At 32.8% G+C, this 25426-nt stretch carries 19 protein-coding genes; 15 read left to right on the plus strand and 4 right to left on the minus strand.

The window, feature by feature from the left end:
- Window positions 1-10 precede the first annotated feature (10 nt).
- The gene (locus C3729_RS04715) at window positions 11-1210 is read right to left on the minus strand and encodes an MFS transporter (protein ID WP_104793089.1); all 1200 of its coding nucleotides are present in this window, start codon (window positions 1208-1210) and stop codon (window positions 11-13) included.
- Between the two features lie 192 nt (window positions 1211-1402).
- On the opposite strand from C3729_RS04715, the gene C3729_RS04720 reads away from it, so the two are divergent.
- The 14 genes from C3729_RS04720 to C3729_RS04785 all read left to right on the plus strand — a co-directional run bounded on the left by C3729_RS04720 (window position 1403) and on the right by C3729_RS04785 (window position 20919).
- Window positions 1403-4195, plus strand: a complete 2793-nt coding sequence (locus C3729_RS04720; protein ID WP_104793227.1) for a SusC/RagA family TonB-linked outer membrane protein — start codon at window positions 1403-1405, stop codon at window positions 4193-4195.
- A gap of 19 nt (window positions 4196-4214) precedes the next feature.
- Complete coding sequence (locus C3729_RS04725) at window positions 4215-5666, plus strand: RagB/SusD family nutrient uptake outer membrane protein (protein WP_260204444.1); 1452 nt, start codon at window positions 4215-4217, stop codon at window positions 5664-5666.
- 111 nt (window positions 5667-5777) lie between these two features.
- Complete coding sequence (locus tag C3729_RS04730; protein ID WP_260204446.1) at window positions 5778-7175, plus strand: glycoside hydrolase family 30 protein; 1398 nt, start codon at window positions 5778-5780, stop codon at window positions 7173-7175.
- Window positions 7176-7186: 11 nt separating this feature from the next.
- Complete coding sequence (bglX, locus tag C3729_RS04735; RefSeq protein WP_104793092.1) at window positions 7187-9406, plus strand: beta-glucosidase BglX; 2220 nt, start codon at window positions 7187-7189, stop codon at window positions 9404-9406.
- Between the two features lie 50 nt (window positions 9407-9456).
- Entirely contained in the window at window positions 9457-11379 is a 1923-nt protein-coding gene (locus tag C3729_RS04740; RefSeq protein ID WP_104793093.1) for a sialate O-acetylesterase, read from the plus strand.
- Window positions 11380-11400: 21 nt separating this feature from the next.
- The gene (locus C3729_RS04745) at window positions 11401-12240 is read left to right on the plus strand and encodes an endonuclease/exonuclease/phosphatase family protein (RefSeq protein ID WP_104793094.1); all 840 of its coding nucleotides are present in this window, start codon (window positions 11401-11403) and stop codon (window positions 12238-12240) included.
- A gap of 3 nt (window positions 12241-12243) precedes the next feature.
- The gene (locus C3729_RS04750; protein ID WP_104793095.1) at window positions 12244-13305 is read left to right on the plus strand and encodes a family 16 glycosylhydrolase; all 1062 of its coding nucleotides are present in this window, start codon (window positions 12244-12246) and stop codon (window positions 13303-13305) included.
- A gap of 12 nt (window positions 13306-13317) precedes the next feature.
- Window positions 13318-14760, plus strand: a complete 1443-nt coding sequence (locus tag C3729_RS04755; protein ID WP_185117726.1) for a glycoside hydrolase family 30 protein — start codon at window positions 13318-13320, stop codon at window positions 14758-14760.
- 17 nt (window positions 14761-14777) lie between these two features.
- Complete coding sequence (locus C3729_RS04760; RefSeq protein ID WP_104793097.1) at window positions 14778-16205, plus strand: glycoside hydrolase family 30 protein; 1428 nt, start codon at window positions 14778-14780, stop codon at window positions 16203-16205.
- A gap of 82 nt (window positions 16206-16287) precedes the next feature.
- Window positions 16288-17004, plus strand: a complete 717-nt coding sequence (locus tag C3729_RS04765) for a class I SAM-dependent methyltransferase (RefSeq protein WP_104793228.1) — start codon at window positions 16288-16290, stop codon at window positions 17002-17004.
- A gap of 74 nt (window positions 17005-17078) precedes the next feature.
- On the plus strand, window positions 17079-18857 hold the full coding sequence (gene mutL / locus C3729_RS04770) for a DNA mismatch repair endonuclease MutL (RefSeq protein WP_104793098.1): 1779 nt from the start codon (window positions 17079-17081) through the stop codon (window positions 18855-18857).
- 14 nt (window positions 18858-18871) lie between these two features.
- A complete protein-coding gene (locus C3729_RS04775; RefSeq protein ID WP_104793099.1) occupies window positions 18872-19579 on the plus strand; it encodes a rhomboid family intramembrane serine protease in 708 nt (235 codons plus the stop codon).
- 3 nt (window positions 19580-19582) lie between these two features.
- Window positions 19583-20572 (plus strand): endonuclease/exonuclease/phosphatase family protein, encoded by a 990-nt coding sequence (locus C3729_RS04780; protein WP_260204449.1) that lies wholly within the window; start codon window positions 19583-19585, stop codon window positions 20570-20572.
- Window positions 20573-20574: 2 nt separating this feature from the next.
- Window positions 20575-20919 (plus strand): hypothetical protein, encoded by a 345-nt coding sequence (locus C3729_RS04785; protein ID WP_104793100.1) that lies wholly within the window; start codon window positions 20575-20577, stop codon window positions 20917-20919.
- A gap of 120 nt (window positions 20920-21039) precedes the next feature.
- Here the strand turns inward: C3729_RS04785 and C3729_RS04790 are convergent, their stop codons facing one another.
- Window positions 21040-21633, minus strand: a complete 594-nt coding sequence (locus C3729_RS04790) for a DUF3244 domain-containing protein (RefSeq protein ID WP_104793101.1) — start codon at window positions 21631-21633, stop codon at window positions 21040-21042.
- Window positions 21634-21802: 169 nt separating this feature from the next.
- Here C3729_RS04790 and C3729_RS04795 point away from each other — a divergent pair, with 169 nt between their 5' ends.
- Window positions 21803-22675: an AraC family transcriptional regulator gene (locus C3729_RS04795; RefSeq protein WP_104793102.1), complete on the plus strand. Its 873-nt coding sequence runs from the start codon at window positions 21803-21805 to the stop codon at window positions 22673-22675.
- Window positions 22676-22761: 86 nt separating this feature from the next.
- Here C3729_RS04795 and C3729_RS04800 read toward each other — a convergent pair whose 3' ends face one another.
- Together C3729_RS04800 and C3729_RS04805 are read right to left on the minus strand one after the other, a co-directional pair.
- Window positions 22762-23988 (minus strand): aminotransferase class V-fold PLP-dependent enzyme, encoded by a 1227-nt coding sequence (locus tag C3729_RS04800; RefSeq protein ID WP_104793103.1) that lies wholly within the window; start codon window positions 23986-23988, stop codon window positions 22762-22764.
- Between the two features lie 240 nt (window positions 23989-24228).
- Window positions 24229-25383, minus strand: coding sequence for a serine hydrolase domain-containing protein (locus C3729_RS04805; protein ID WP_104793104.1), 1155 nt, complete (start codon window positions 25381-25383; stop codon window positions 24229-24231).
- Between the last annotated feature and the right edge of the window lie 43 nt (window positions 25384-25426).

A 25426-nucleotide genomic window follows, 5' to 3' on the forward strand; every position in this document is an offset into this window, starting at 1 on the left:
CATTATTTGTTTAGTACATTTTTTCTTTGATAGAAAAAAAAGAAGAAAGAATCAGAATCAAAATTAAGGGAATTGAAGCAAATAACAAGTAATAATTTGCTAAATTTTTTTGAAAAATATATGCAGTGCTTATAGAACCTATAGAACCGCCTAAAGAAGTGAATAAAATAATGAATGAAACCATTCTGCTAATTTTTCTTTCGTGATAATTTGCTAAAAATTTGGAATTTAGCATAGGATAAAGCGGTGCAATGAAGAAACCAATAAGCGGAAAAATAAACAATAAAATTTTTACGCCTAGACCATTTTCTTGACCAAGAAAATATGCGGAAATAATTAAGATTATTCCTGAAATTAAACTGGTGTAAAAGATTTTCATTGGACTAAATCTTTTAACTGCTTTTGAGGTAATAATTCTACCTAAAAAGGAAAAAAAGGCTAAGAAAGCAGAAGATTGGAGTGCAAAAAAAGCAGAAGAATTAAGTGAGTTTTTATAAAAAATGGGAAGCCATGAATTAAATATTTGTTCGGCAAAAATGATTAAGGATATCAATGAGAGAAAGAATAAAACTTTTTTGTCTGTTAATACTCTAAAATCTATTTTTGAAGTCGTATTAGAAATGGTTTCTTCTGAGGGTTGCGTTTTATGATATTTAATTAGTTGGATGGCGGTCCACAACGAAATAAATCCGACCAACCAAAATCCAAATCTCCAAAACTCTTGATAATTACTGCTCAGAATAATTGCAAACTCCATATTTACAATAAATATACCTAGCATAAAAGCAGCCTCCGTTCTACTCATAGTTACAGAAAAATCTTTTTCATTAGATGTAGTATTTTTAATGATGCTGAAAACACATATTTTACCAATAGAAAACGAAATTCCTATAAGAACAAACCAAATTTTTAAAAACCAAAATTCAGTTAAAAATGGAATACTAAAACTGCAAACTGCGCAAATAAATAATGCAATAGCTAGTGAGAGATAAAAGCTCTTTCTTTTAATATAATCAACCAGAAATATAGAAACTAAAGCTACAGGAATGTCTTTGAAAAACTCTAAAATACCTAATCCTGTATAGGTGTGCTGAGCGTTTTGGGAAAGTTGTAATATGATAATGCTCATAGAATTAAGGAGCATAGAAAAGACTATGAAACTTAACATTAAGTTAACATTAAGCGATTTATTTTTCTTGTTTATTAACATAATGTTAAAAGTTGACGCTATTTTTAGTTAAAATATTTTTGAAAAAATAAGAGGTTTTACTCCTAAAAAGGGATTTTGACCACTCCAAAAGTATCTCAAATAAACGAAAAATTAAAATTATTAAGAAATTATTTTTTTCTTAACTAAATTCATTTAAATTTATTGTCTCAAAATGAGATAAAAAAATATATTATGAACATGAATATTAAAAAAGGGTTAGGACTCATAGCAGTTCTTTATTTTACCTCAAGTTTTCAGGCTCAAATTAAAAGCGATTCTTCAGCTATAAAAGAGAAGAAAATAGATGAGGTGGTTCTGATTGGTTATGGTGGTATTAAAAAACAAAACCTAACGAGTGCTATTTCTACACTTAAATCAGATGCTTTTGATAATCGACCAATTTACAATGTTGGTCAAGCATTACAAGGAAGTGTAGCTGGTGTTACTGTAGTGCAAGCTTCTGGTAAGCCAGGCGTTTCAATTGATGTGAAAATTAGAGGTAATAATTCTATTTCTTCTGGTGTAAATCCTTTGTACGTAGTAGATGGTATTCAGACTTTTGATATCAGTGGACTCAATACTGATGATATTGTAAGTATGACGATTTTAAAAGATGCAACCTCTACAGCAATTTATGGTATTAATGGCTCTGGAGGTGTAGTTATTGTGACTACTAAAAGAGGTAAAGGGGGTAAGCCTCAATTAAATTTTAATGCTTACTGGGGAGTTTCTAAATCTGTAGATAATATTGATGTATTAAATATGGATCAATATAAAACATTAATGAATGAAATTAATCCAGCTTTCTTAAATACGATCAATAACCCTCGTTATCAGGGAATTAATACTAATTGGAGAGACGAAATTTTCAGAACAGGATTTGATCAAAATTATAACGTAAATTATTCATTTGGAAATGATAAAGTTAGAGCTTATACGGCTTTAGGATATCAAGGTATTGCAGGAATTATAGAACCAGCCCAGTTTGATAGGGTTTCAGCAAAAGTTAATCTAGATGCAAATATTGCTAAATGGCTTAAATTAAATGCAAGTTTAAATTACATCAACACTAAACTTAATAATACTAATGATAATGCAGGTGTTGCAAGAGGAGGTGTGGTATTAAGTACATTAAATACCCCTGCGTTTTTACCAATTTATGGTAGCCAAGTAAATTTTATTAATTCAGACGCTACAGTATATGATCAAACAACTGGAGAGGTAAAAGATGGTTATAAGCCAGGGCAGTTTGCACCGAACCCATTCCAATCAGGTTGGGAAAATCCAGTAGCTTTCCAATCAAGAAAAAATCTTACTAATACTCAGCGTTTTTTAAGTAATTTAGGATTAGAAGTTACATTAGCTAAAAATTTAACATGGAAACCACAAGTTTCTTATGACATAATAGATAGTGTAAACGACCAATTTATTGATAACTATTCCTCAGTATACGGAAGACAAGAGAAAGGTTTAGGAGGTGAATATAACTATCTATATAAAGATCTTAATATAGAAAACACTTTAAACTATAAACTGAAACATGAGGCTCATGATTTAGATTTATTAGCAGGTTTACAAGTTCACGAAAGAAATACAGAAAATCATAATTATACAGGGAATGTTTTCCCAGCTGGAACTACAGATTTTAATTATGATTTAGCAACCTACCAACATGAGGTTTTACAAAAAGAACAATTAAGAGAAGTTTCTTATTTTGGTAGAGCAATTTATACTTTCGAAAATAAATATACCGTCATGGGAGTATTTAGATATAATGGTAGTTCTGCATTAGCTCCTGGAAACAAATGGGGATTCTTCCCAGGTGTATCTGCTGCTTGGACTATATCTAATGAGAACTTCCTAAAAGATAATCCCACTATTTCTGAGTTAAAATTAAGAGGAGGCTGGGGTAAAACAGGTAACGCTTCTGGAATTCCTACTTACTCACACTTTAACTTAGAGCGTCTTACAGAACTTGGTCCTAATGGAACTTGGTATACCCATCAGTGGGATAGCAGTGATTTAGGATGGGAAGTAACTACGGATACCAACTTTGGGGTAGACTTAGGATTAATGAACAACAGAATTAAGTTAACTGCTGATGTATATCAAAGAAAGACAGATGATTTAATTTTACCAATTGGAATGGGTAGCTTAGGGAATATCCTTAAAAACGTAGGTTCTATGGAGAATAAAGGGGTAGAATTTAGTATAAATACAGTTAACTTCAAAAGAGAGGATTTTTCATGGAATAGCGGATTAAATATTTCATTTACTAAAAACAAAATACTTAGCATGAATTACATGCCTACAATTGATAATGCATTTATAGAAACCGTTGGAGGCTATTTAGTAAGATTTTCTGCAGAACAGCAAATAAGTTCTTTCTTTGGTTATCAATTTGATAAGGTAGACCCTACAACTGGTGATGTTCTTTACAAAGACCTTAACGGTAATGGATATTTTGATACTGGTGATAGAACTTTTATTGGAAATCCAACTCCAGACTACACTTTAGGATTTACTAATAACTTTAAATATAAAAATTGGTATTTAGATGTATTAGTTACTGCTTCTCAAGGAAATGATGTTTACAATGCAACAAGATTTGATTTAGAGTTAATGAATGATTTCAAAAACCAATCTACAGTAGTTCTTGATAGATGGACTACTGCAGGTCAAATTACAAACATTCCTAAAGCAAATACCTCTACCGCAATGTATATTTCTGACCGTTTCGTAGAAGATGGATCATTTGTAAAACTTAAAAATGTAACCTTAGGTTATAATTTCAATAATCCTTTCAAAGGAGTGAGTAAACTAAATGTTTATTTAACTGGACAAAATTTATACACTTGGACTGACTATACAGGATTTGATCCAGAAGTTAATGCTTTTAATACTACAAATGGAGTGTTTGGTATAGACTATGGAACATACCCACAAGTAAGAACTGTTATTTTAGGTCTTAAAGCTAATTTTTAATTAACACATCATCACGATTATGAAACTTAATAAAACATTTTTTTATATATTATTAGGCTCAATGCTGACTGCTAGTACAGTATCTTGCTCAGATTATTTAGATACCGAGCCTATTACAGATAGAGCAGTTCCTCTTTCTGATACACCATATACTAAAGCTTCCGAAGCAGAAGACTTAATGACTGCATTATATTCGGATTTTGGAAATGAGTATTGGCAATTAGATTACTTTTTTAATGGAGATGCTCAAGCAGATACTGCATATACAGGAGGTGACAATCCACAAAACATGCAACAAGGTGAATACCGTATCATCGCAACAAATACAAACGTAGCAAGAGATTGGAAATATCTTTACGGTTTTATCAATAACTGTAATAAAGTTTTAAATTATGTAGATAACATTGCAGATCCTGCACTGACTAGTGCAAGAAAAAATGAAATGAAGTCTGAAGCGGCTATTTTAAGAGCTTTATATTATTTTCATGCGGTACAATTATGGGGAGATGTTCCTTTAGTTACTAAAGCAGTTATAGGAGTGAATTCAGAAAACTTTGAAGAAGTATACAGCCAAGTATATCCTAAAAGAGCAACAACCGCTGAAATATACACTCAAATTATTACAGATTTAGAAGGAGCTCTAGCTAGTGCACCAAGTGCATCAAATAAATTCAAAGCCAACAAAGGTTTTGCATTGGCATTATTAGCAAAAGTAAATGCAACTAAACCATCTCCTGATTATACTAAAGTAGTTTCTTACACGGATCAATTAATGACTCTAGGCTATAGCTTAGTTCCTACTTATGATCACTTGTTTGATGGATCTCATGAAGCAAATGCAGAATCTATTTTTGAAGCAAATGGAAACGGTGGAAACGTTTGGGCTTGGGGAACTTTCATGTTTGTGGGAAATGATTGGAAAAAATTTAATACACCTTCTAATGATGTTGTAAAATCTTTTGATGATGAGGGAGATGTAATTAGAAAGCAATCTTCTGTAACTTTTGATAATGTAGGTTGGGCGGATAACTATTGGCCAAGTAGCCATTATCCTTTCATGAACAAAATGAGATTAACAGATGGTAATCAAAATTTTTATGTTGCCAGATATGCAGATTTGCTGTTAATTAGAGCAGAAGCAAAAGTAAATCTAGGAGATTATATAGGTGCTGCAGCGTTGGTAAATCAAGTAAGAGCTAGAGTAAATTTGCCAAATATAACAATTTCTAGTAAAGAAGATGGTATTAATAAAATCTTAAAAGAAAGAAAATTAGAACTTGCTTTTGAAGGAGAACGTTGGTTTGATCTTAAGAGAACTGGCAAAGCTGTAGAAATTCTTAGCAATAGAAAAGATGGAAATGGAAATGTTATAAGTTTTGCAAAAAATATTAATCAAAATCGTTTATTATGGCCTATTCCTCAATCTCAGATTGATAATAATCCTAATTTAACTCAAAACGCTGGTTATTAATCTTATATCAAATTAGAATTTATATAACCTTATTCTAAAAAAATTGCTGCGCATATTATCGTGCAGCAGTTTTTTTGAATATCAAAAATAAATGTTATGGTTCTAAAAAAAATGATCCCCGCCTTAGTTTTAGGCTCTATAGCTTCTCTTATCTCATGTAATTCTTTTACAAAAATAGAAGCTCCAAAAACAATAGAATATTGGCAAACGAATGCTGATGAAACTTTAAAACTTCAAAAACAAAACAATCTTGTTTTTGATAATCCACAAAATAATTTCCAAAACATTCTCATCAATCCTTCAGAAAAATTCCAAACTGTAGATGGTTTTGGGTATACTCTTACCGGAGGAAGCGTAGAGGTAATCAATCAATTATCTCCAGCGAAGAAAAAAGAACTTCTTCAAGATATTTTCGGAAAATCAGAACAATCCATAGGTGTAAGTTATCTTAGATTAAGCATTGGTGCATCAGACCTTAACAGTTCTGTCTTTTCTTATGATGATGTTCCCGCAGGTCAAACAGACGAAGACCTGAGCGAATTCAGCTTAGCTAAAGACCAACCAGTGATTGATATGTTAAAAGAAATTTTAGCCATTAATCCAGATATTAAAATTATTGGCGCACCTTGGTCACCACCTATTTGGATGAAGGACAACGGAAAAAGCATAGGAGGAAGCCTGAAAACTGAATATTATCAAGTTTATGCAGAATATTTCGTGAAATATATTCAGGAAATGAAGAAAAATGGAATCACCATTGATGCCATTACTCCTCAAAACGAACCATTGCATCCTGGGAACAACCCTAGTATGTATATGACTGCAGAACAACAAAGAGATTTCATAAAAAACAATTTAGGTCCTGCTTTTAGAGCAGCCAATATTGCTACAAAAATAGTGTTGTATGACCATAATTGCGATAAACCAGAATATCCTATTACCATTCTCCAAGACCCAGAAGCTGCACAATATGTAGACGGATCAGCGTTTCACCTTTATGCAGGAGATGTTTCAGCTCTTGGTGTTGTAAAGAACGCTTTTCCAAATAAAAATCTGTATTTCACAGAACAATGGACGGGTTCTACAGGAACTTTTGCAGGAGATTTTATTTGGCACACCAAAAATGTAATCATAGGAACGATGAGAAATTGGAGCAAAATTGCATTAGAATGGAATTTAGCAAATGACGCACAATTCCAACCTTTTACTCCAGGAGGTTGTACTCAATGTAAAGGAGCAATCACTATCAATTCCTCTGATTCTTACACTAAAAATGTAGCGTATTATATTATTGCTCACGCTTCTAAATTTGTACCTCAAAATTCACAAAGAATAGGTTCTACACAAGCAGGAAATTTAAGTACATTAGCGTTTAAAACGCCAGAAGGCAAAATAGCTTTAATCGTTTTAAACGAAGGAGCAGAAGTTGAAAATTTTAATATTACCTTTGATGGTAAATCTGTAGCAACTTCATTACCATCTAATTCAGTGGCTACCTACACTTTTTAAAAATAAAATTTATGAAAAAAATATTTCTTTCAATTTTTTTAGCAGGATTGGGAATAAATATTTCTGCACAGAAATCAATCGACCAAAAAGTTACAGAGCTGATGGCGAAAATGACTTTGGAAGAAAAAATAGGACAGCTTAATCAATACAATGATGATATTACAGCAACCGGTCCTATTACGAAAGATGCGGACAAAGCAGGTCAAGTTCGTGCAGGGAAACTAGGCTCTATTTTAAATGCTGTAGGTACTAAAAACACTAAAAACTGGCAAGACCAAGCCATGCAATCTCGTCTTAAAATTCCTTTACTTTTTGGGCAAGATGTTATTCATGGTTTTAGAACTACTTTTCCTATTCCATTAGGCGAAACCGCTACTTGGGATATGAATTTAATTGAGAAATCTGCTAGAATTGCAGCCATTGAAGCTTCAGCCTATGGAATTCATTGGACTTTTGCACCAATGGTAGATATAGGAAGAGATCCAAGATGGGGACGTGTAATGGAAGGAGCTGGTGAAGACACCTATTTAGGAATATTAGTAGGAAAAGCTAGAGTAAAAGGTTTCCAAGGAAATGGCTTAGGAAATAAAGATGCAGTAATGGCTTGCGCTAAACATTTTGCAGCTTATGGAGCTGCTGTTGGCGGAAGAGATTACAATTCTGTAGATATGAGCCTTAGACAGTTGCACGAAACGTATTTGCCACCTTTCAAAGCGGTGTCTGACATAGGAGTAGCTACTTTTATGAATTCTTTTAATGATATCAACGGGATTCCTGCCACTGGAAATAAATACATCCAAAGAGACTTATTAAAAGGCGCTTGGAATTTCCAAGGATTTGTGGTTTCTGACTGGGGAAGCATTGGCGAAATGATTCCTCATGGCTTTGCAAAAGACAATAAAGATGCTGCTCTGAAAGCAATTATCGCGGGAAGTGATATGGATATGGAAAGCCGTTCTTACACTAATCATTTAGCAGAATTGGTAAAAGAAGGAAAAGTAGATATTCAATTAATAGATGATGCGGTTCGCAGAATTTTGACTAAAAAATATGAACTTGGACTTTTTGATGACCCTTATCGTTTCATCAATGAAAAGAGAGAAAAAGAACAAGCCAATAATCCAGAACACAGAAAATTTGCTAGAGAAATTGGTTCAAAAAGTATTGTTTTACTAAAAAATGAAAATCAATTATTACCACTTTCCCCTACCACTAAAAAAGTGGCCATTATTGGTCCATTTGCGAAAGCTACAGTAGAAAATCACGGCTTCTGGTCTATCGCTTTTCCAGATGATAGTCAAAGAATTGTAACTCAGTTTGACGGAATTAAAGCTCAGCTTGATAAAAATTCAGAATTGCTTTATGCTAAAGGTTGTAACGCAAATGACAATGATAAATCTCTATTTGCAGAAGCGGTAGAAACAGCCAAGAAAGCAGACGTAGTGATTATGACTTTAGGCGAAGGCCATGCAATGAGCGGCGAAGCAAAAAGCAGAAGCAATATCCATTTTTCTGGAGTTCAGGAAGATTTATTGAAAGAAATTGCCAAAACAGGAAAACCAATTATTTTAATGATTAATGCCGGTCGTCCTTTGGTTTTTGATTGGGCTTCAGAAAACATTCCTACCATTGTTTACACTTGGTGGTTAGGTACAGAAGCTGGAAATTCTATTGCAGATGTACTTTTCGGGAAAATAAATCCTGGAGGTAAATTGCCAATGACTTTTCCTAGAAATGAAGGTCAAATTCCGATTTATTACAACTATTATAACACAGGAAGACCTGCAAAAAATAACACCGATAGAAACTATGTTTCTGCATACATCGATTTGGATAACGACCCAGCTTATCCATTTGGTTTCGGCTTGAGTTATACCACTTTCAAATATTCAGACTTTAATCTAAGTTTAACTGAATTAAAAGGAAATCTAACACTTAATGCTTCAATAAAAGTTACCAATTCTGGAAATTATGACGGAGAAGAGGTGGTACAATTGTACATCAGAGATTTAGTAGGAAAAGTAGTTCGTCCTGTAAAAGAACTGAAAGGTTTTCAAAAAATATTCTTGAAAAAAGGAGAAAGCAAAACCGTTTCTTTTAACATTACACCAGAAGATTTAAAATTCTATGATGATGAACTCAATTTCGATTGGGAATCAGGAGAATTTGACATCATGATAGGAACCAATTCTGCTCAGGTACAAACCAAAAGAGTAAATTGGGAAAAATAACATCCTTAAAAAATTAACCTTATAAGAAATAAATCTTAAAGGGAATTAAAATGAAAAAATCAATCAGCGTATTCTTATTATTGACCATTCAATTATTGATGGCAAATGTTTCTTTACCATATATTTTCTCAGACAATATGGTGTTGCAGAGAAATTCTAAAATTCCAGTTTGGGGTTTTGCATCACCTCATGAAAAAGTGTCGGTAAATTTTAAAAATCAAACCCAATCCACTGTTGCTGACCAAAATGGCAATTGGAAAGTAAATTTAGACCAAGAAAAAGAAGGTGGTCCTTTTACATTGACGATTAAAGGAAATAATGAAATTGTTTTCAAAAATGTTTTGGTAGGAGATGTTTGGTTATGTAGTGGACAAAGCAATATGGAGTGGGCGCTTTCGTCTTCTGAAGGCTATAAAGAGGAATTAAATCAAAAAGAGTTTCCGCTCATTAGACATATTAAAATTGAGAGAAAAATAAATTCTTTGCCTCAAAATAACCTTGCGAAAACAGAATGGAATGTTGCGAATGCTTCCACTATTGGAGATTTTTCTGCAGTAGCCTATTTTTTTGCTAAAAAAATGTATCACGACAGACAAGTTCCTATAGGAATCATTAATTCTTCTTGGGGCGGAACTGTAATCGAAGCGTGGATTCCTAAAAACGCATTCGAGCAATCGCCTTATTTCAAAGAAATGATTGCCAATATGCCACAAATAGACATAGAAAGTCTTCAACAGAAAAATTTCGAGGCTAAAACTGCTTTTTTTGAGAAAAAACTGAACGCTAAAATTGCAGATTTTAATCGAGAACAATTCTTGAGTGCAGAGTATAACGCTTCTGTTTTAAAAGATTTATATGTTCCAAAAGCTTGGGAACAACAAGGTTTCGAAGGTTTAGACGGAGTAGCTTGGGTTAGAAAAACCATTGTTCTCTCAGACGAAGATCTTGCCGGAAATGCGGTGCTGTATTTAGGGAAAATTGATGACGAAGACCTTACTTATTTTAATGGAAAATTAGTAGGGCAAATGAAACAATGGTCAGATGATAGAATTTATAACATTCCGAAAGAAATTTTAAAGAAAGGAGAGAATATTATTGCAGTAAAGGTTAATGACACTGGTGGTGGCGGTGGTTTGTGGAGTAATGATGATGAGGTGAAATTAGTCACCGCTCAAAAAAGTATTCCATTGGCAGGAAATTGGAAATTTGCTGTAGAAAAAATTTATGCAGCCATCAATCAAAATGAATTTCCTTCTTTGATTTACAATGCCATGATTCACCCGATTGAGGATTTCAAAATCTCGGGAATGCTCTGGTACCAAGGAGAATCAAATGCAGAGAGAGCTTATGAATATAACCAAAGTTTCCCATTATTGATTAACAGTTGGAGACAGAAATTTGGAGAAAACTTACCTTTTTATTTCGTTCAATTAGCCACTTTTAATACTAAAGGAGACAGTAATGAAGGTTGCGATTGGTGTGAAGTACGAGATGCTCAACTGAATACTACCAAAATGAAAAACACAGGAATGGTAGTAACTACCGACGTTGGAAATCCGAATGATATTCACCCAAGAAATAAAAAAACAGTAGGTGAAAGATTGGCTAATTTAGCATTGAATAATGGTCTGAAAAGCCCAATTTATCAAAAATCAACGGTAAAAGGAAATAAAATTACCATCAGCTTTAATACGAAGGAAAAATTAGTTTCTAAAAATAATGAAATCTTAAAAGGTTTTGAAATTGCAGGAAATGATCAAAAATTCTATCCAGCAAAAGCAGAAATTAAGAAAAATAAAATTGTAGTTACATGCGAAAAGGTAAGCAATCCCGTTGCTGTAAGATATGGCTGGAAAGGAGATGACTCAGAAATTAATCTTTTCACCGAAAAAGGATTACCTATAGCGCCTTTTAGAACAGATTCTTTCAAACTTTCTACAGAAAACAAAAAATATCAGTTCGAGTTAAAATAATTTTCATCAAGAATTAAAAATATGAAAACAAAAAACATTTCTACCATTTTGTTTATACTTTTTGCATCGTTTTTATTCTCACAAACCATTGATGTGATGAGTTTTAACATCAGATTGGCAAGTGTAGATGATGGGGGAAATCACTGGAACATCAGAAAAGATAAAGTAAAAGACCTTATTTCTTATTACGAAGCAGATTTTGTAGGACTACAAGAAGCGCAGAAACCTCAGATTGATTATTTATTAGATAACAACTCTGCCTATGGTTTTTTAGGAAGACCGAGAACAGAGGAACCGAATGCAGAATTTTCATGTATTTTTTATCTAAAAAGCAAATATAAAGTTCTGGAACAAAATACATTTTGGCTTTCAGAAAACCCTGAAAAATCAGGAAAATCTTGGGACGCAGCATATCCTAGAATCGTTACGTATGCTCTTTTTGAAAATATAAAAACCAAAAAGAAAGTTTGGGTGCTGAATACGCATTTTGATCATGTAGGTGTAATTGCGAGACAGAAGTCTGCAGAAATCATTCTGGAAAAAATTAAAACCTTGCAGAAGAAAAGAAATGTTCCTGTAGTTCTTACAGGTGATTTTAATTCTGTAGAAAGTGATTCATGGATGAAACCGCTTTTTGAAAATTTACAAGAAGCAAGAATCAATAGTGTTACAAAACCTTACGCCGAAAAAGCAACTTGGAATGGTTTTAAATTCAATGAAAAACCTAGCGAACAAATAGATTTTATTTTTAGTTCAAAAAACAATACGAAAGTTTTAAAATACAGAACGATTACAGACTTTTATGACTATAAATATCCGTCTGATCATTTTCCTATAGTAGCAAAAATACAATTGAAATAGGTTATGAAAAATTATAAATTTTTACTCATAATTTCCTTTTTTTCATTTCTTTTTTTTAGTTGTGGCGGCAGCAGTTCAGGTTCTTCAGAGCCAGTTGTAACTACACCTACTAATTTAGTAATCAATAAAATAATTGTGGGTTCTTCTGCTACTATGCCAAATGGTGATGGAACAGGTGTGGTAAATTTTACCGCTTCTGCAAACAATGCCAAAGAATATAAAATGTCAGTAGACGGAGAAATTCTTACCTCTACCACAGGTAACTTCACTTATACATTTAAGCAATCTGGGACTAATGAACATACCGTTTATGTTTCGGCATATAATGGAGATAAATCTATTTCTGGTAGCACAAAACTAACGGTGTATGTCATTCCAAAAGCAGTTTTTTTTGATGAATTTAATGTTGATGGAGCGCCAGATTCTTCTAAATGGGGCTATGATTTAGGAAACAGTAATGGTTGGGGAAATAATGAGGCGCAATATTATACCAATAGAACCCAAAATGCTATAGTAAGTAACGGAACTCTTAAAATTAATTTAATCAAAGAATCGTACCAAGGTTACAATTATACCTCAGCAAGACTACTTTCTAAAGGAAAATATTCTATGAAATATGGAAAAGTAGAAATTAGAGCTAAAATTCCATCTGGTGGTGGGACTTGGCCTGCACTTTGGATGTTAGGAGATAATATCGATTCTGTGGGTTGGCCTGCTTGTGGAGAAATAGACATCATGGAACATGTAGGAAACCAATTAAATAGAATTTTTGGAACCCTTCATTATCCTGGTCGTTCTGGTGGAAATGCATATGGTACAAGTGTTATGATTCCAAATGCAACTACAGAATTCCACATTTACAGTATGGAATGGAATGCAAGTACTATAAAAATCTATGTAGACAATCAATTGTTCTTTACTTACAATAATAATGCAAATTCACCATTCAATCAGAATTTTTTCTTCATTATGAATGTAGCAATGGGAGGTAATTTTGGGGGAACCATAGATCCGAATGTGACTAACGCAACTATGGAAGTAGATTACATTAGAGTATATCAATAAAAATTTAAATTTATGTTTTTAAAAAAATCATATCTATTCATTTGGGCGATTGCCAGTATGATTGCAATGGCGTATTGCTCTAGAAGTACTTCGTCACCTACGCCAGAACCGCCCAAACCTACTCCTACCAATGATGTAGAAGTATGGCTTACTAAAGGAGATCAGTCTGTAAAACTTCAGAAACAAAATACTATTCTTGGTTTTACTACTAACTCTAATTCTTATCAAAATATTCAGATAGACGAAAGCCAAACTTATCAAACAGTTGACGGATTTGGTTATACTTTAACAGGAGGTAGTGTAGAAGTTATTAATAGTCTTACTGCTACTAGAAAACAAGAACTCTTACAAGAACTCTTTAGCAGTAACGCTAATTCTATTTCTATAAACTATCTTAGATTAAGTATAGGTGCTTCTGATCTTAATAGCAGCGTATTTTCTTACAATGATCTTCCTGCAGGAGAAACAGATCCTACGTTGTCAAAATTCAGTTTAGAAAAAGACCGTCCTTTAATTGATATGTTAAAACAAATTCTTGCCATAAATCCTAATATTAAAATTATGGCAACTCCTTGGTCTGCTCCACTTTGGATGAAAGATAACGGAAGTTCTATGGGAGGAAGCCTAAAAGAAGAATATTTCGGTGTATATGCACAATATTTTGTGAAATACATCACCGCTATGAAAAATGAAGGCATTACCATAGATGCCATTACACCACAAAATGAACCATTAAATCTTAAAAATAATCCTAGTATGGTAATGACTGCTGAAAAGCAAGCAGAGTTTATAAGAAAACATCTAGGACCAGCTTTTAAAACTGCTAATATTTCTACTAAAATTGTAGCATTTGACCATAACTGTGATACACCATATTATCCAATTGCTGTTTTGTCAGATAAAGATGCAAATCCATATATTGATGGAACCGCTTTTCACTTATATGGCGGTTTTATTACAGCTCTTGGAGATATAAAAGCTACTTTCCCTACTAAAAATATATATTTTACAGAACAGTGGACTTCTTCTACTGGTGATTTTGGTGGAGACTTAAAATGGCACCTGAAAAATGTAATTATAGGTTCCATGAGAAACTGGAGTAAAATTGCTTTAGAATGGAATTTAGCCAATAATTCTCAGTTTAAACCTCATACTGAAGGTGGTTGTAACATGTGTAAAGGTGCAATTACCATAAACTCTTCAGAAAACTTCGAGAGAAACGTAGGCTATTACATCATTGCTCACGCTTCTAAGTTTGTTCCACAGAATTCTATAAGAATTGCAAGCTCTCAGTCAGGAAACCTTAATAACGTAGCTTTCAAGAGAGCCGATGGTAAAATTGTTTTGATTGTAGAAAATGATGGAGGCGCACCAGAAACATTCAATATTAAAATTAATGGAAAAATTGCAACTACATCTTTAGATGCAGGAGCAGTAGCTACCTATATTTTCTAATTTTTTAAAATAAAAAAATGAAAAGTAATGCAGTAATAATCATGTCTGTCTTGGCATTTAGTGTAGGTTTTGCACAGCAAAAGAAAACACTTAAAGACGTTTCGATATATACTACTGCCAAAAACCAAACTGAAAAGTTTGTACCCAGTAAAGGCAGTTTTCAGAATTTTCCTCAGCCGAAGGAAACAGATATTTGCGTTTTTGTAGATCCAGATTTTAAGTACCAAAAAATCACAGGAATTGGTGGAGCCATTACAGATGCCTCTGCAGAAACCTTTTATAAATTGCCTCAAGACAAGCAAAAAGAATTTTTAGAAGCCTATTTTGGCAAAAATGGCTTACAGTATAACTTGATTAGAACCAGCATGAATTCTAGTGATTTCAGCAGTGGAAGTTATACCTATGTAGAAGAAAATGACAAGGCGCTTAAAACCTTCAATATACAACATGATGAGCAATATAAAATCCCGATGATTAAGGAAGCTCAAAAAATGATTGGCAAAAATTTCAAATTTTATTTCAGTCCGTGGTCTCCACCAGCTTGGATGAAAGATAACAATAATATGTTGAGAGGCGGTAAACTTAAAAAAGAATACTATCAACCTTGGGCAAATTATTACGTTAAATTCATCAAAGAATATGAAAAAAGAGGAATTCCAGTTTGGGGACTTTCTGTACAAAACGAACCTATGGCTACTCAGACTTGGGAATCTTGTATCTATACCGCCGAAGAAGAAGCAGAATTTTTAGGAAAATATCTAGGACCTACTCTTTGGAAAAACGGCTACAAAAATAAAGAAGTCATCATTTGGGACCATAATAGAGATTTATTATACCAAAGAGCTACCACTACATTAAGTGATCCTTTGGCGAATAAATACGCTACAGGAATAGGTTTCCACTGGTACGAAACATGGACAAAATCTCAACCGCTATTCGAAAATGTAGAAGAAACCGCAAAAGCTTTTCCTAATAAGTTTCTCATCTTCACCGAAGGTTGTGTAGAAAAATTTAAATTCGAGGAAATCTACGATTGGAGATTAGGCGAAATTTATGGTAAAAACATGATTAATGATTTTAACAACGGAATTTCTGCTTGGACAGATTGGAACATTCTTTTAGATGAAAAAGGAGGTCCAAATCATGTAGGCAATTTCTGTTTCGCACCGATTATCGCAGACACCAGAACCGGAGAATTACATTACACCGCAGAATATTATTACATAGGACATATTTCTAAATATGTACAAATGAACGCAAGAAGGCTAGGAACCGTTACCAATAGAGATTTTCTGATTTCTACTTCATTTATGAATCCGAACGGACAAATGGTGGTAGTAGTAATGAATTCTTCTGACCAAGAAACCCAATACAATCTTTGGATAGAAGGTCAGTCTGTCAGCGTAAAATCACCCGCAAATTCTATACAAACTATAGTTATTTGATTCGTTTTTCAGACCAAGGCGCATCCTAGGATGCGCCTTTTTTATTTATTTTGTATTTTTATTGGCTCAAAATATTTTTCAGATGAAGAAAGAAGAAGTTTCTCAGTTCTATGACCAGTTCTCCGAAAGACAAATAAAAATAGGAGTTAATGAAAGATTGATTTTTTTGTTTAAACAACTTAAAAAATTAGGACTTACTAAAAAATCTAAAATTTTAGAACTGGGTTGTGGAGTGGGAGCTTTTACCTATTTACTTTCTAAAAAAGTAGAAAAAGGTTATATAGAAGCAGTAGATTTAAGCGAAAAAAGTATAGAAAACGCACAAAAAAACATCCAAAAAAATAACGTTCAACTTTTTGTAGGAGACGTGGTGCATTATCAACCCCAAGAATCTGATTTTGATTTCATCACACTGTTAGATGTTATAGAGCATATTCCAATAGAAGAGCATTTTAATTTGTTTAAAAACATCAGCACTTATATTTCAGAAAAATCTCTTTTACTCATCAATATTCCAAATCCAGAATATATTAAATATCTTCATCAGCATCAGCCAGAATCACTACAAGTGATAGACCAACCCATCGAATTGCCAACTTTAGTAGAAAATCTTGATAAAAATAATCTAGAGATGGTTTTCTTTCAGAAATATGGAATTTGGGAGCAAGAAGATTATCATCTTTTTGTAGTGAGAAAAAAAAGAGAATTTAAACTTCATCATCTTGCAGATGAAAGAACATTAACCCAGAAAATCACTAAAAAACTTCGTCAGAAATTAGACTTCATAAAATTTTCTTAACAATCAGGATTACTCATCCACAAATTCAATTTTTTTAGAAATTAAACACTATTTTTGGAGTTTCAATTATAGAAATGTCAGATATTATTCAACTTTTACCAGATCATGTTGCCAATCAGATTGCTGCAGGAGAAGTAGTGCAGAGACCTGCTTCTATTGTTAAGGAATTGCTAGAAAACGCCATAGATGCTGGTGCTACTAAAATAGAACTGATTGTAGAAGAAGCGGGCAGAAATCTCATAAAAGTAGCAGATAACGGAAGCGGAATGTCTGAAACCGATGCGAGAATGGCGTTCGAAAGACACGCTACTTCTAAAATTAGAACTACTGAAGATATTTTTCATATCGCTACTAAAGGTTTTCGTGGTGAAGCTTTGGCTTCTATTGCTGCGGTAGCTCAGGTAGAACTCAAAACAAAAAAACAAGATGCAGAAATAGGAACCGTTATCTACATAGAAGGTGGAGAATTACAATTTCAGGAACCTGCACAAACTACAGAAGGCGCTGTTTTTTCGGTGAAAAATTTGTTTTTTAATGTTCCAGCGCGTAGAAAATTTCTGAAATCCAACAATATAGAATTCAGACATATTATAGATGAATTCCAAAGAGTAGCATTGGCTCACGAAAATTTAGAGTTTTCGCTCTATCATAATGATGAGGTGATTTTTAACCTCAGAAAAGGAAGCCAAATGCAGAGAATTGTAGATATTTTCGGTAGAAAATTGCATCCTCTTTTGGTTCCTATCAAAGAAGATTTAGGTTGGGTAAAACTCAATGGTTTCGTGGGAAAACCAGAAGCAGCTAAAAAATCTAGAGGCGAACAGTTTTTCTTTGTCAATGGAAGATATTTTAGAAGTCCGTACTTAAATAGAGCGGTTCAGGAAGCTTTTGAAGGACTGTTGCAAAGCAATTACAGCCCGAGTTTTTTCTTGTATTTGGATCTTGACCCAGAAAAAATAGATGTCAACATACATCCGCAAAAAACAGAGGTAAAATTCGAAGATGAGAACCTTATTTTTGCATTGATTCGTTCTACAATTAAAAAATCTTTGGGAATTTATAATGTAGCGCCAAGTCTAGATTTTGAGCGAAATGAACAAATGGATTCATTTTTTCCGCCAAAAGTAGATGCTGCGAAAAGCTATCACGCTCCTGGAATTCATATCGACAGAAATTTTAATCCGTTTAAAGACCAAATTCCTTCTAAAATTAATGATACAGCGATGGTAAATCTTACCGAAATGTATCAACAAGAATCATCAGCTTTGCCATCTAAAATTAACCTTTTTGATGAAGAAGACGATGATTTAGAAGAAGATTTACTCAGATTGCCAAATGGTTATTGGCTTTTTAATAAAGACCACAGGACGTTGATGCTCGATTTGGGAAGAATTCACCAAATTGTCTTAGCCGAAAACCGTAAAAATGTTTCTAAAAGTAAGAAAAGCCAAAGTTTGCTATTTTCTTTAGAATATCATTTAAATGAAATTGAGAAAAATAAGTTTCGTTCGATTAAAAAATACTTGCCGGATTTAGGTTTCGATATTGTTTTGGCACAAGATAATGTGCTGAGAATAAATGCAGTGCCTGAAGATGTGAAAGAATCTCAAGTGATTAAATTTTTAGAAAATCTCTTCGAAATTTTAGAATATAAAACCGAAGAAGAATTTTTAGAAAATTATGATAATCAGTGGATTAGAACCAATGCAAAATCTAAGTTTGATTTTCTGTATAAAGCTGAAGTGGAACAAATTTTGAAGGATTTCATTAAGCTAGGTTTCCCAGAGTTTACACCAAACGGAAACAGGACCTTTTTAGAAGTGCCTACAGAAGAATTGAAAAATAAATTTTAACACACCAAAACAATATGTTTCAAAATATAACACCCATCACCAAAAATATTATCATCCTGAATGTGATTGTTTTCATTCTAGCGATGCTTATTCCGCAATCCTATCAATATTTAGCGGCTTTTTTCCCTACATCTCCTTATTTTAAATCTTGGCAAATCATCACACACATGTTTATGCATGGAGGTTTTATGCACATTGCTTTTAATATGCTCACTTTTGCGAGTTTCGGGCCAGTTTTAGAGAGGTTTTTAGGAGAAAAGAAATTTGTTATTTTATATTTTCTTTCTGGTTTAGGTGCTTTTGCATTGTTTAATCTCTGGGAATATTATCAGTTATACAAAGATGCTAAACCGCTTATTGTAGAAGGTTTACAATTTTCGGATATTTTAAAGGGTGATTTTGGAAAATTTCCAGTAAGATTAGAAGGAAATGCACAGAATATTGTGAACATACTTTCTACACCGATGGTTGGAGCTTCTGGAGCTATTTTCGGAGTAATTGCGGCGTTTTCTTTGCTGTATCCTAATGCGGAAATGTTCATTATGTTTATTCCGTTTCCGATTAAAGCAAAGGTATTGTTTCCCATTTCTATTATAGTTTCTCTGTATCTAGGTTTTTCTGGAAGTGGAGGAAATATTGCACATTTCGCACATATCGGTGGCGCTTTAGTAGGCTATATTTTAGTGAAAGTTTGGGGTAGAAACAGATATAGAATTAATTAATCAGTGGGAATTTTCAGAAGTATTTTTACCGTTGCTCATGTAGTAATTGTGTTGCTTTTAGGAGCAACCATGCTTAATGCTTATATCCCACCAAAAGTATTTCCTTTACTCAATTTATTATCATTGGCATTTCCTTTTTTAATGATTGCCAATCTATTACTCTGTGTTTTCTGGATTTTTTCTTGGCGTACAAGAGCCTTTGTTTTTTTGCTGATTTCCACATTATTTTTAACTCCAGTAAGAAGATGGATTAATTATTCTGAGCCAAAAAGTGAGAAGGCAGATTTTAAAGTTCTTACCTTTAATAATAAGTTTGATGATTATGGGAAAGAAAAAGTAGAAAACTATATAAATTCTTTCGATGCTGATTTTATATTTTTACAGGAGTCAGGTTATTCTGTTGCCCAGAAATCAACATTCAGTAAGACAAAATATTTTTTTCATGGTCATCTCGTTAGTTTCTATTCTAAATATGAATTGTTAGAGAAAGGATCAATTCCTTTTTTAGAACATGGAGACGCAATATATGCTGATGTAATGATAAATGGAAAAATATTACGCTTTATAAATGTTTATCTAAAACCCTTTAGATTGCATAAATCAATGGTAAAACCTACAGAAAATTTAGATGAAAATACAGAAAAAGCCAAAAGTTTAGTGCGTAAATTTTTTCCAGTTTTTGCGGCTCATCAAACCCAGGTAGAAGTTTTAAAAAATTTTATAGAGAAATCTCCTTATCCTGTTATTTTGGCTGGTGATTTTAACTCGGTTCCTAATTCGTATGAGTATTACACTATTTCGGGAGTTTTGAAAGACTGTTTTTTAGAATCTGGGAAAGGATTTGGAACAAGTTTCCATGACTATAAAATTCCAATCAGAATAGATTATGTATTTTCTTCGGAGAATTTAAAATCTACCTATTACCAAGTTGACCGAAGTCAAAAACTGTCAGACCATTATCCCGTTTTTGCAGAATTTAGTTTTAAAAATTAAAAATGAAGAAATTAATCGTTTTACTAGCCAGCTTTATTTTAGTTTCTTGTTGGAAAAACAACAAAGAAGAAGAGCAATTTTATGCAGAAGACAATTCTCCTATTGATACCACTTTGGTAGATTCTGTAGTAGGACAAACTTCTTTTTCGGCGGTGAATTCTGCTATTGAAGATGCTAAAAAAGCGCCTGTTTTAAAACAAGACACCACTAAAACTCCCGAACAGAAATTGGCAGAAGAAAAGAAAAAAATAGAACAAAAAAAGAAATCAGAGCTAGAGAAAAAATTGGCTGAACAAAACGCTGCTAAAAATGCAGAAAAAGAAAAAGCTCAGCAAAAAAAAAAGTAAATGAATTAGTTACTCCAGAAAAAGGATAATTATTCTCTAAATTTTTAAGTTCTTTAAAAAAACAAAAAGTCTCAATTTCATGAGACTTTTTTTGATGTGATGTGAAATTAACCCTAAAATTTATTTTAGATATATGATTTTGTTGAAAGTGTTTTCGCCTTTTTCTACACTGATTACATACGCATCAGCATTTTCTGGGTTTAAATCAAATTGTACAACCAATTCGCCATTATTTGGAGTTAAAGTCTGGTTATAATAAACCGTATTCGTGAAATCTTCAACAGAAACTGTTACTGCATCAGTTAGTTTAGGCATCACTAATTTTACATGATTGCCTTCAATAGTGTATTCTGGTTTGAAAATTTCAGAAACTGGTGTCTTCTCAATTGAAGCATTAGTTTCGTCAATAGTAATTTTATATTTTTCGATTTTAGAATCAGATTCCGCTACTAAATAATACGTTCCTGCAGGAAAGTTTTTCAAATCATACGTTCTAGAAACCTCATCTTGTTTTCTCACTTTTTCAGCAAAAAGTTCTCCTTGCTTGTCATTGTAAACATATAGCGCAACATTTTTTGCATTCGTCATCTGAAAGCTTAGTTTTTTAGCATTGATGTTGTCAATAGAGATAGAGAAATCTTTGTCATTGGCCATTACATTTGCCGAAATAAATAGAAATCCTATAAGGAAGCTGAATTTTAATAAATTTTTCATAATTATAATTGTTAGTGTGTTAGTCAATTAAGTACAGTGCAAATCTAGACTTGAAATTTGGGTTATTTTACAAGATAATTTTCTTATATGTGTTCTATTTTAACATTAATACAAAATTAACATTAACTTAAAGATAAAATAGTATATTTGTAAATCGAAATAGAACAAAATGAAGCAGACAAGTCCTACATATGAAGCAGTTAACCCCAATATTGGAAGTAGTTTTTCTTGTTTCAAATTCCTTCAAAATGAAAATTTAAAATCTAATTTTTGGCACTATCACCCAGAAATAGAATTGGTTTTTGTAGGTGGAGGTTCAGGAAAAAGACAAATTGGAAGCACCATTTCTTATTTTACTAAAGGAGATTTGGTTTTAATAGGCAGTAATTTGCCGCATTGTGGTTTAACCAATGAAAATACTAGAAATGAGTATGAAATTGTAGTTCAGTTTTTGCCTGATTTTTTAGGACCTCACATCTGGAAAACTCCTGAAATGAAGAAAATAACAAATTTATTAGATGCTTCAAAAGGTGGAATTGTGTTTGGTGAATCGGTTAAAAAATCTTTGGAAAGTAAAATTTTAGAAATGTATGAGGCGACTTCACTGGACAAATTGATTAAATTTTTAGAAATTTTAAATGTTCTTGCCAATACCGAAGATTTCCAAATTCTAAATGCTGGAAATTTCTATATTCAAACTCAAGTGGAAGATAATGAGAGAATTAACCTCATTTTCAATCATGTGAAAAATAAATTCAAAGAGCAAATTACTTTAGAAGAAGTGGCAAATCTCGCCAATATGACGGAGCCTTCTTTTTGCAGATATTTTAAAAAAATTACCAATAAAACGTTTACACAATTCGTGAATGAATATCGTATCATTCACTCTATGAAATTGTTGGCAGAGAAACCATTGAGTATTAATGAGATATGTTACGAAAGCGGATTTAATAATTTCAGTTATTTCAATAAAACTTTTAAAGAATATACGCAAAAAAGTCCTTCTCAATATCGAAAAGAGTTTAAAAATATTATTGAATAAAACTTTTAGAAGCAATAAAAAACTCCCGAAAATCAATTTTAGGGAGTTTGTATTTTTATGAAATTAAATTTGAAATTATTTAAAATTTACATCAGCATTCTTTGAGCCTTTTTCACGCCTTCTACTAAAACATCTACCTCTTCTAAAGTGTTATACACCGCAAAACTCGCTCTCACCGTTCCTGCAATTTTGAAAAACTCCATAATTGGTTGTGTACAGTGATGCCCCGTTCTTACAGCAATTCCCAGTTTATCCAGAATCATTCCTACATCCGAAGCAATTCCTATTCCTTCTAAATTAAAAGAAACTACACTGGTTCTATTCGCTTTTTCGCCGTAAATTTTGAGACCATCTATTTCTAGAAGTCTTTTTTGAGCATAATTTAGCAGTTCATTTTCATGATTTCTGATATTTTCTACGCCTACTTTTTTCATAAAATCTATGGCGGCTCCTATTGCAATATTTCCGCCAACATTTGGTGTTCCAGCTTCGAATTTAAAGGGAAGTGCAGCATAAGTGGTTTTCTCAAAACTACAAGTAGCAATCATCTCACCACCACCATGAAAAGGCGCTAATTTTTCTAAAATTTCTTCTTTTCCGTACAGAATTCCAACTCCCATTGGTGCGTACATTTTGTGACCAGAAAATGCAAAAAAATCGCAGTCTAATTTCTGAACATCAATCTCGAAATGTGGTACAGATTGCGCTCCGTCAATCATCATGAGTGCAGAAGAATTTTTTCTCACTTTTGCGATGATTTCTTCAATAGGATTAATGATTCCTAATGCGTTAGAAACATGATTTACGGATACAATTTTGGTTTTTTCTGAAAGGTTTTTGTCTAAAAAATCGAGTTGAAGTATTCCGTTTTCGTCCATCGGAATTACTTTCAATTTTGCTCCCGTTCTTTCGCAAAGCATTTGCCAAGGAACAATATTGGAGTGATGTTCTAAGTAACCGATGATGATTTCGTCATCTTTTTTTAAGAAATTAGAATTTCCCAAAGCATAAGCAACTAAATTGATGCTTTCGGTAGTTCCTCTGGTGAAAATCACCTCATAATCATGCTTTGCATTAATGAAATGTTGTATTTTTTTTCTGGAATTTTCCATTTCTTCTGTTGCCAATTGAGACAAAGTGTGAATTCCTCTGTGTACATTCGCATTGATTTCTTCATAATATTTTTTCCAAGTTTCAAGTACAGAAATTGGCTTTTGAGAAGAAGCTGCATTGTCTAAATAAACCAATGGTTTACCATTAACTTGCTGCTGAAGAATAGGAAACTGTCTGCGTATTTCTTTTATATTGAACATTGTAAATTTTCTTTAAACCGCAAAAGCAACAAATTTTTTATTTTTAAGTTTTTACAAAAGAAGAAAAAGCGAGTTGAATTTCACTTTTTTTACTTTTGAATTGCTTGTTTTCAATATTTTCTTTTGTCTCTTTTGTGGTAAATCATTTAAGTAAAAAATAAAACCACTCTAAAACTTGTTTAGAATGGTTCAAAATTACGGAATTAATTATTAAAAATTCTAATAATTTCTTCTATTGCTTTAATTGGCAAACGTTTTCACAGCATTTTCGGCTAAAAACGCAGCTTGTACAGAACGGCCTTTATCGTCTTTGGCTTCATTGTTAAACTTGCCAGTTCTTACCACTACCATATTTTTTTCAGGAATTACGATGATTAATTGGCTGGTAAATCCCCAGAAATGATAATATTTATAAGGGGCATCATTATTAATCCAAATTCCCAAGCCATAGATTCCATTAGAGTGTTGAGTTGGAGTAATCATTTTTTGAATGTAGGTAGAATCAATCAGTTGTTTTCCGTTCCAACTTCCTTTTTGGAGCATCAGTTGTCCTAATTTTGCATAATCACGAGGAATAGCATTGATACAACAGAACGTTTTTTCCATTTTATTGTCTTCATCCACATTCCAGTAAGCGTCTGATTCCATTCCTAGAGGTTTCCAAAGTTTTTGAGAAGCATATGCAGAAAGCGGAATATTTACGGCCTTTCTTATGGCAAATCCCAATAATTGCGTAGCACCAGATTGGTATTCGAATCTGCTTCCTGGTTTTGCCTCAAATTGAGGAGATTTTAAGAGTGCTTCTGCCATGTTTTTACCGTAATAAATTCTAGGATTTTGTAAAAACGGATTTCTGTAATCTTCATCCCAATAATAGCCAGCTTCCATTGCGGCTAAATCTCTTAAGGTTAACTCGTTACCGTGTTCTACTTCGTTAAAATTAGGATAGAAATCTGCAAATTTTTGATTTTCTGATTGTATTTTGTGGTCTTCTATTGCCAATCCCATCAATAAAACGGTGATGGCTTTTGCCATAGAAAAAGAATTGGTTTGCGTGGTAGGTTTGTACTCTCCGAAGTATTCTTCATGGACTAATTTTCCATCTTTTATGACCAAAAATGAAGCAGAATGGGTAGATTTTAAATTGTCAACGATGTTTTTCGGTAAATAAATTTTATTGTATAAAGAATTTTTTTGCCAAGGTTGTGCAACTCCTTTTTCTATATTTCTAGACGGAAAATCTACACCATCATCTATGGTAGCACTGGTTTCCCCTTTAAGATAAGTAAGCGCAATCGCATTAAAAAGATGTTGATAATTAAAAGCATAAGCCAGCGCAATAACTGCTGCTATAAAAAGTAGAATTCCAAAAAAGAGGTTCTTAAGAGTTTTCATAAATCATTTTTTTCAAATTTAAAAAATATTTCAAAGCAAAATT

The organism is Cloacibacterium normanense (assembly GCF_002943105.1).
Lineage (GTDB): Bacteria > Bacteroidota > Bacteroidia > Flavobacteriales > Weeksellaceae > Cloacibacterium.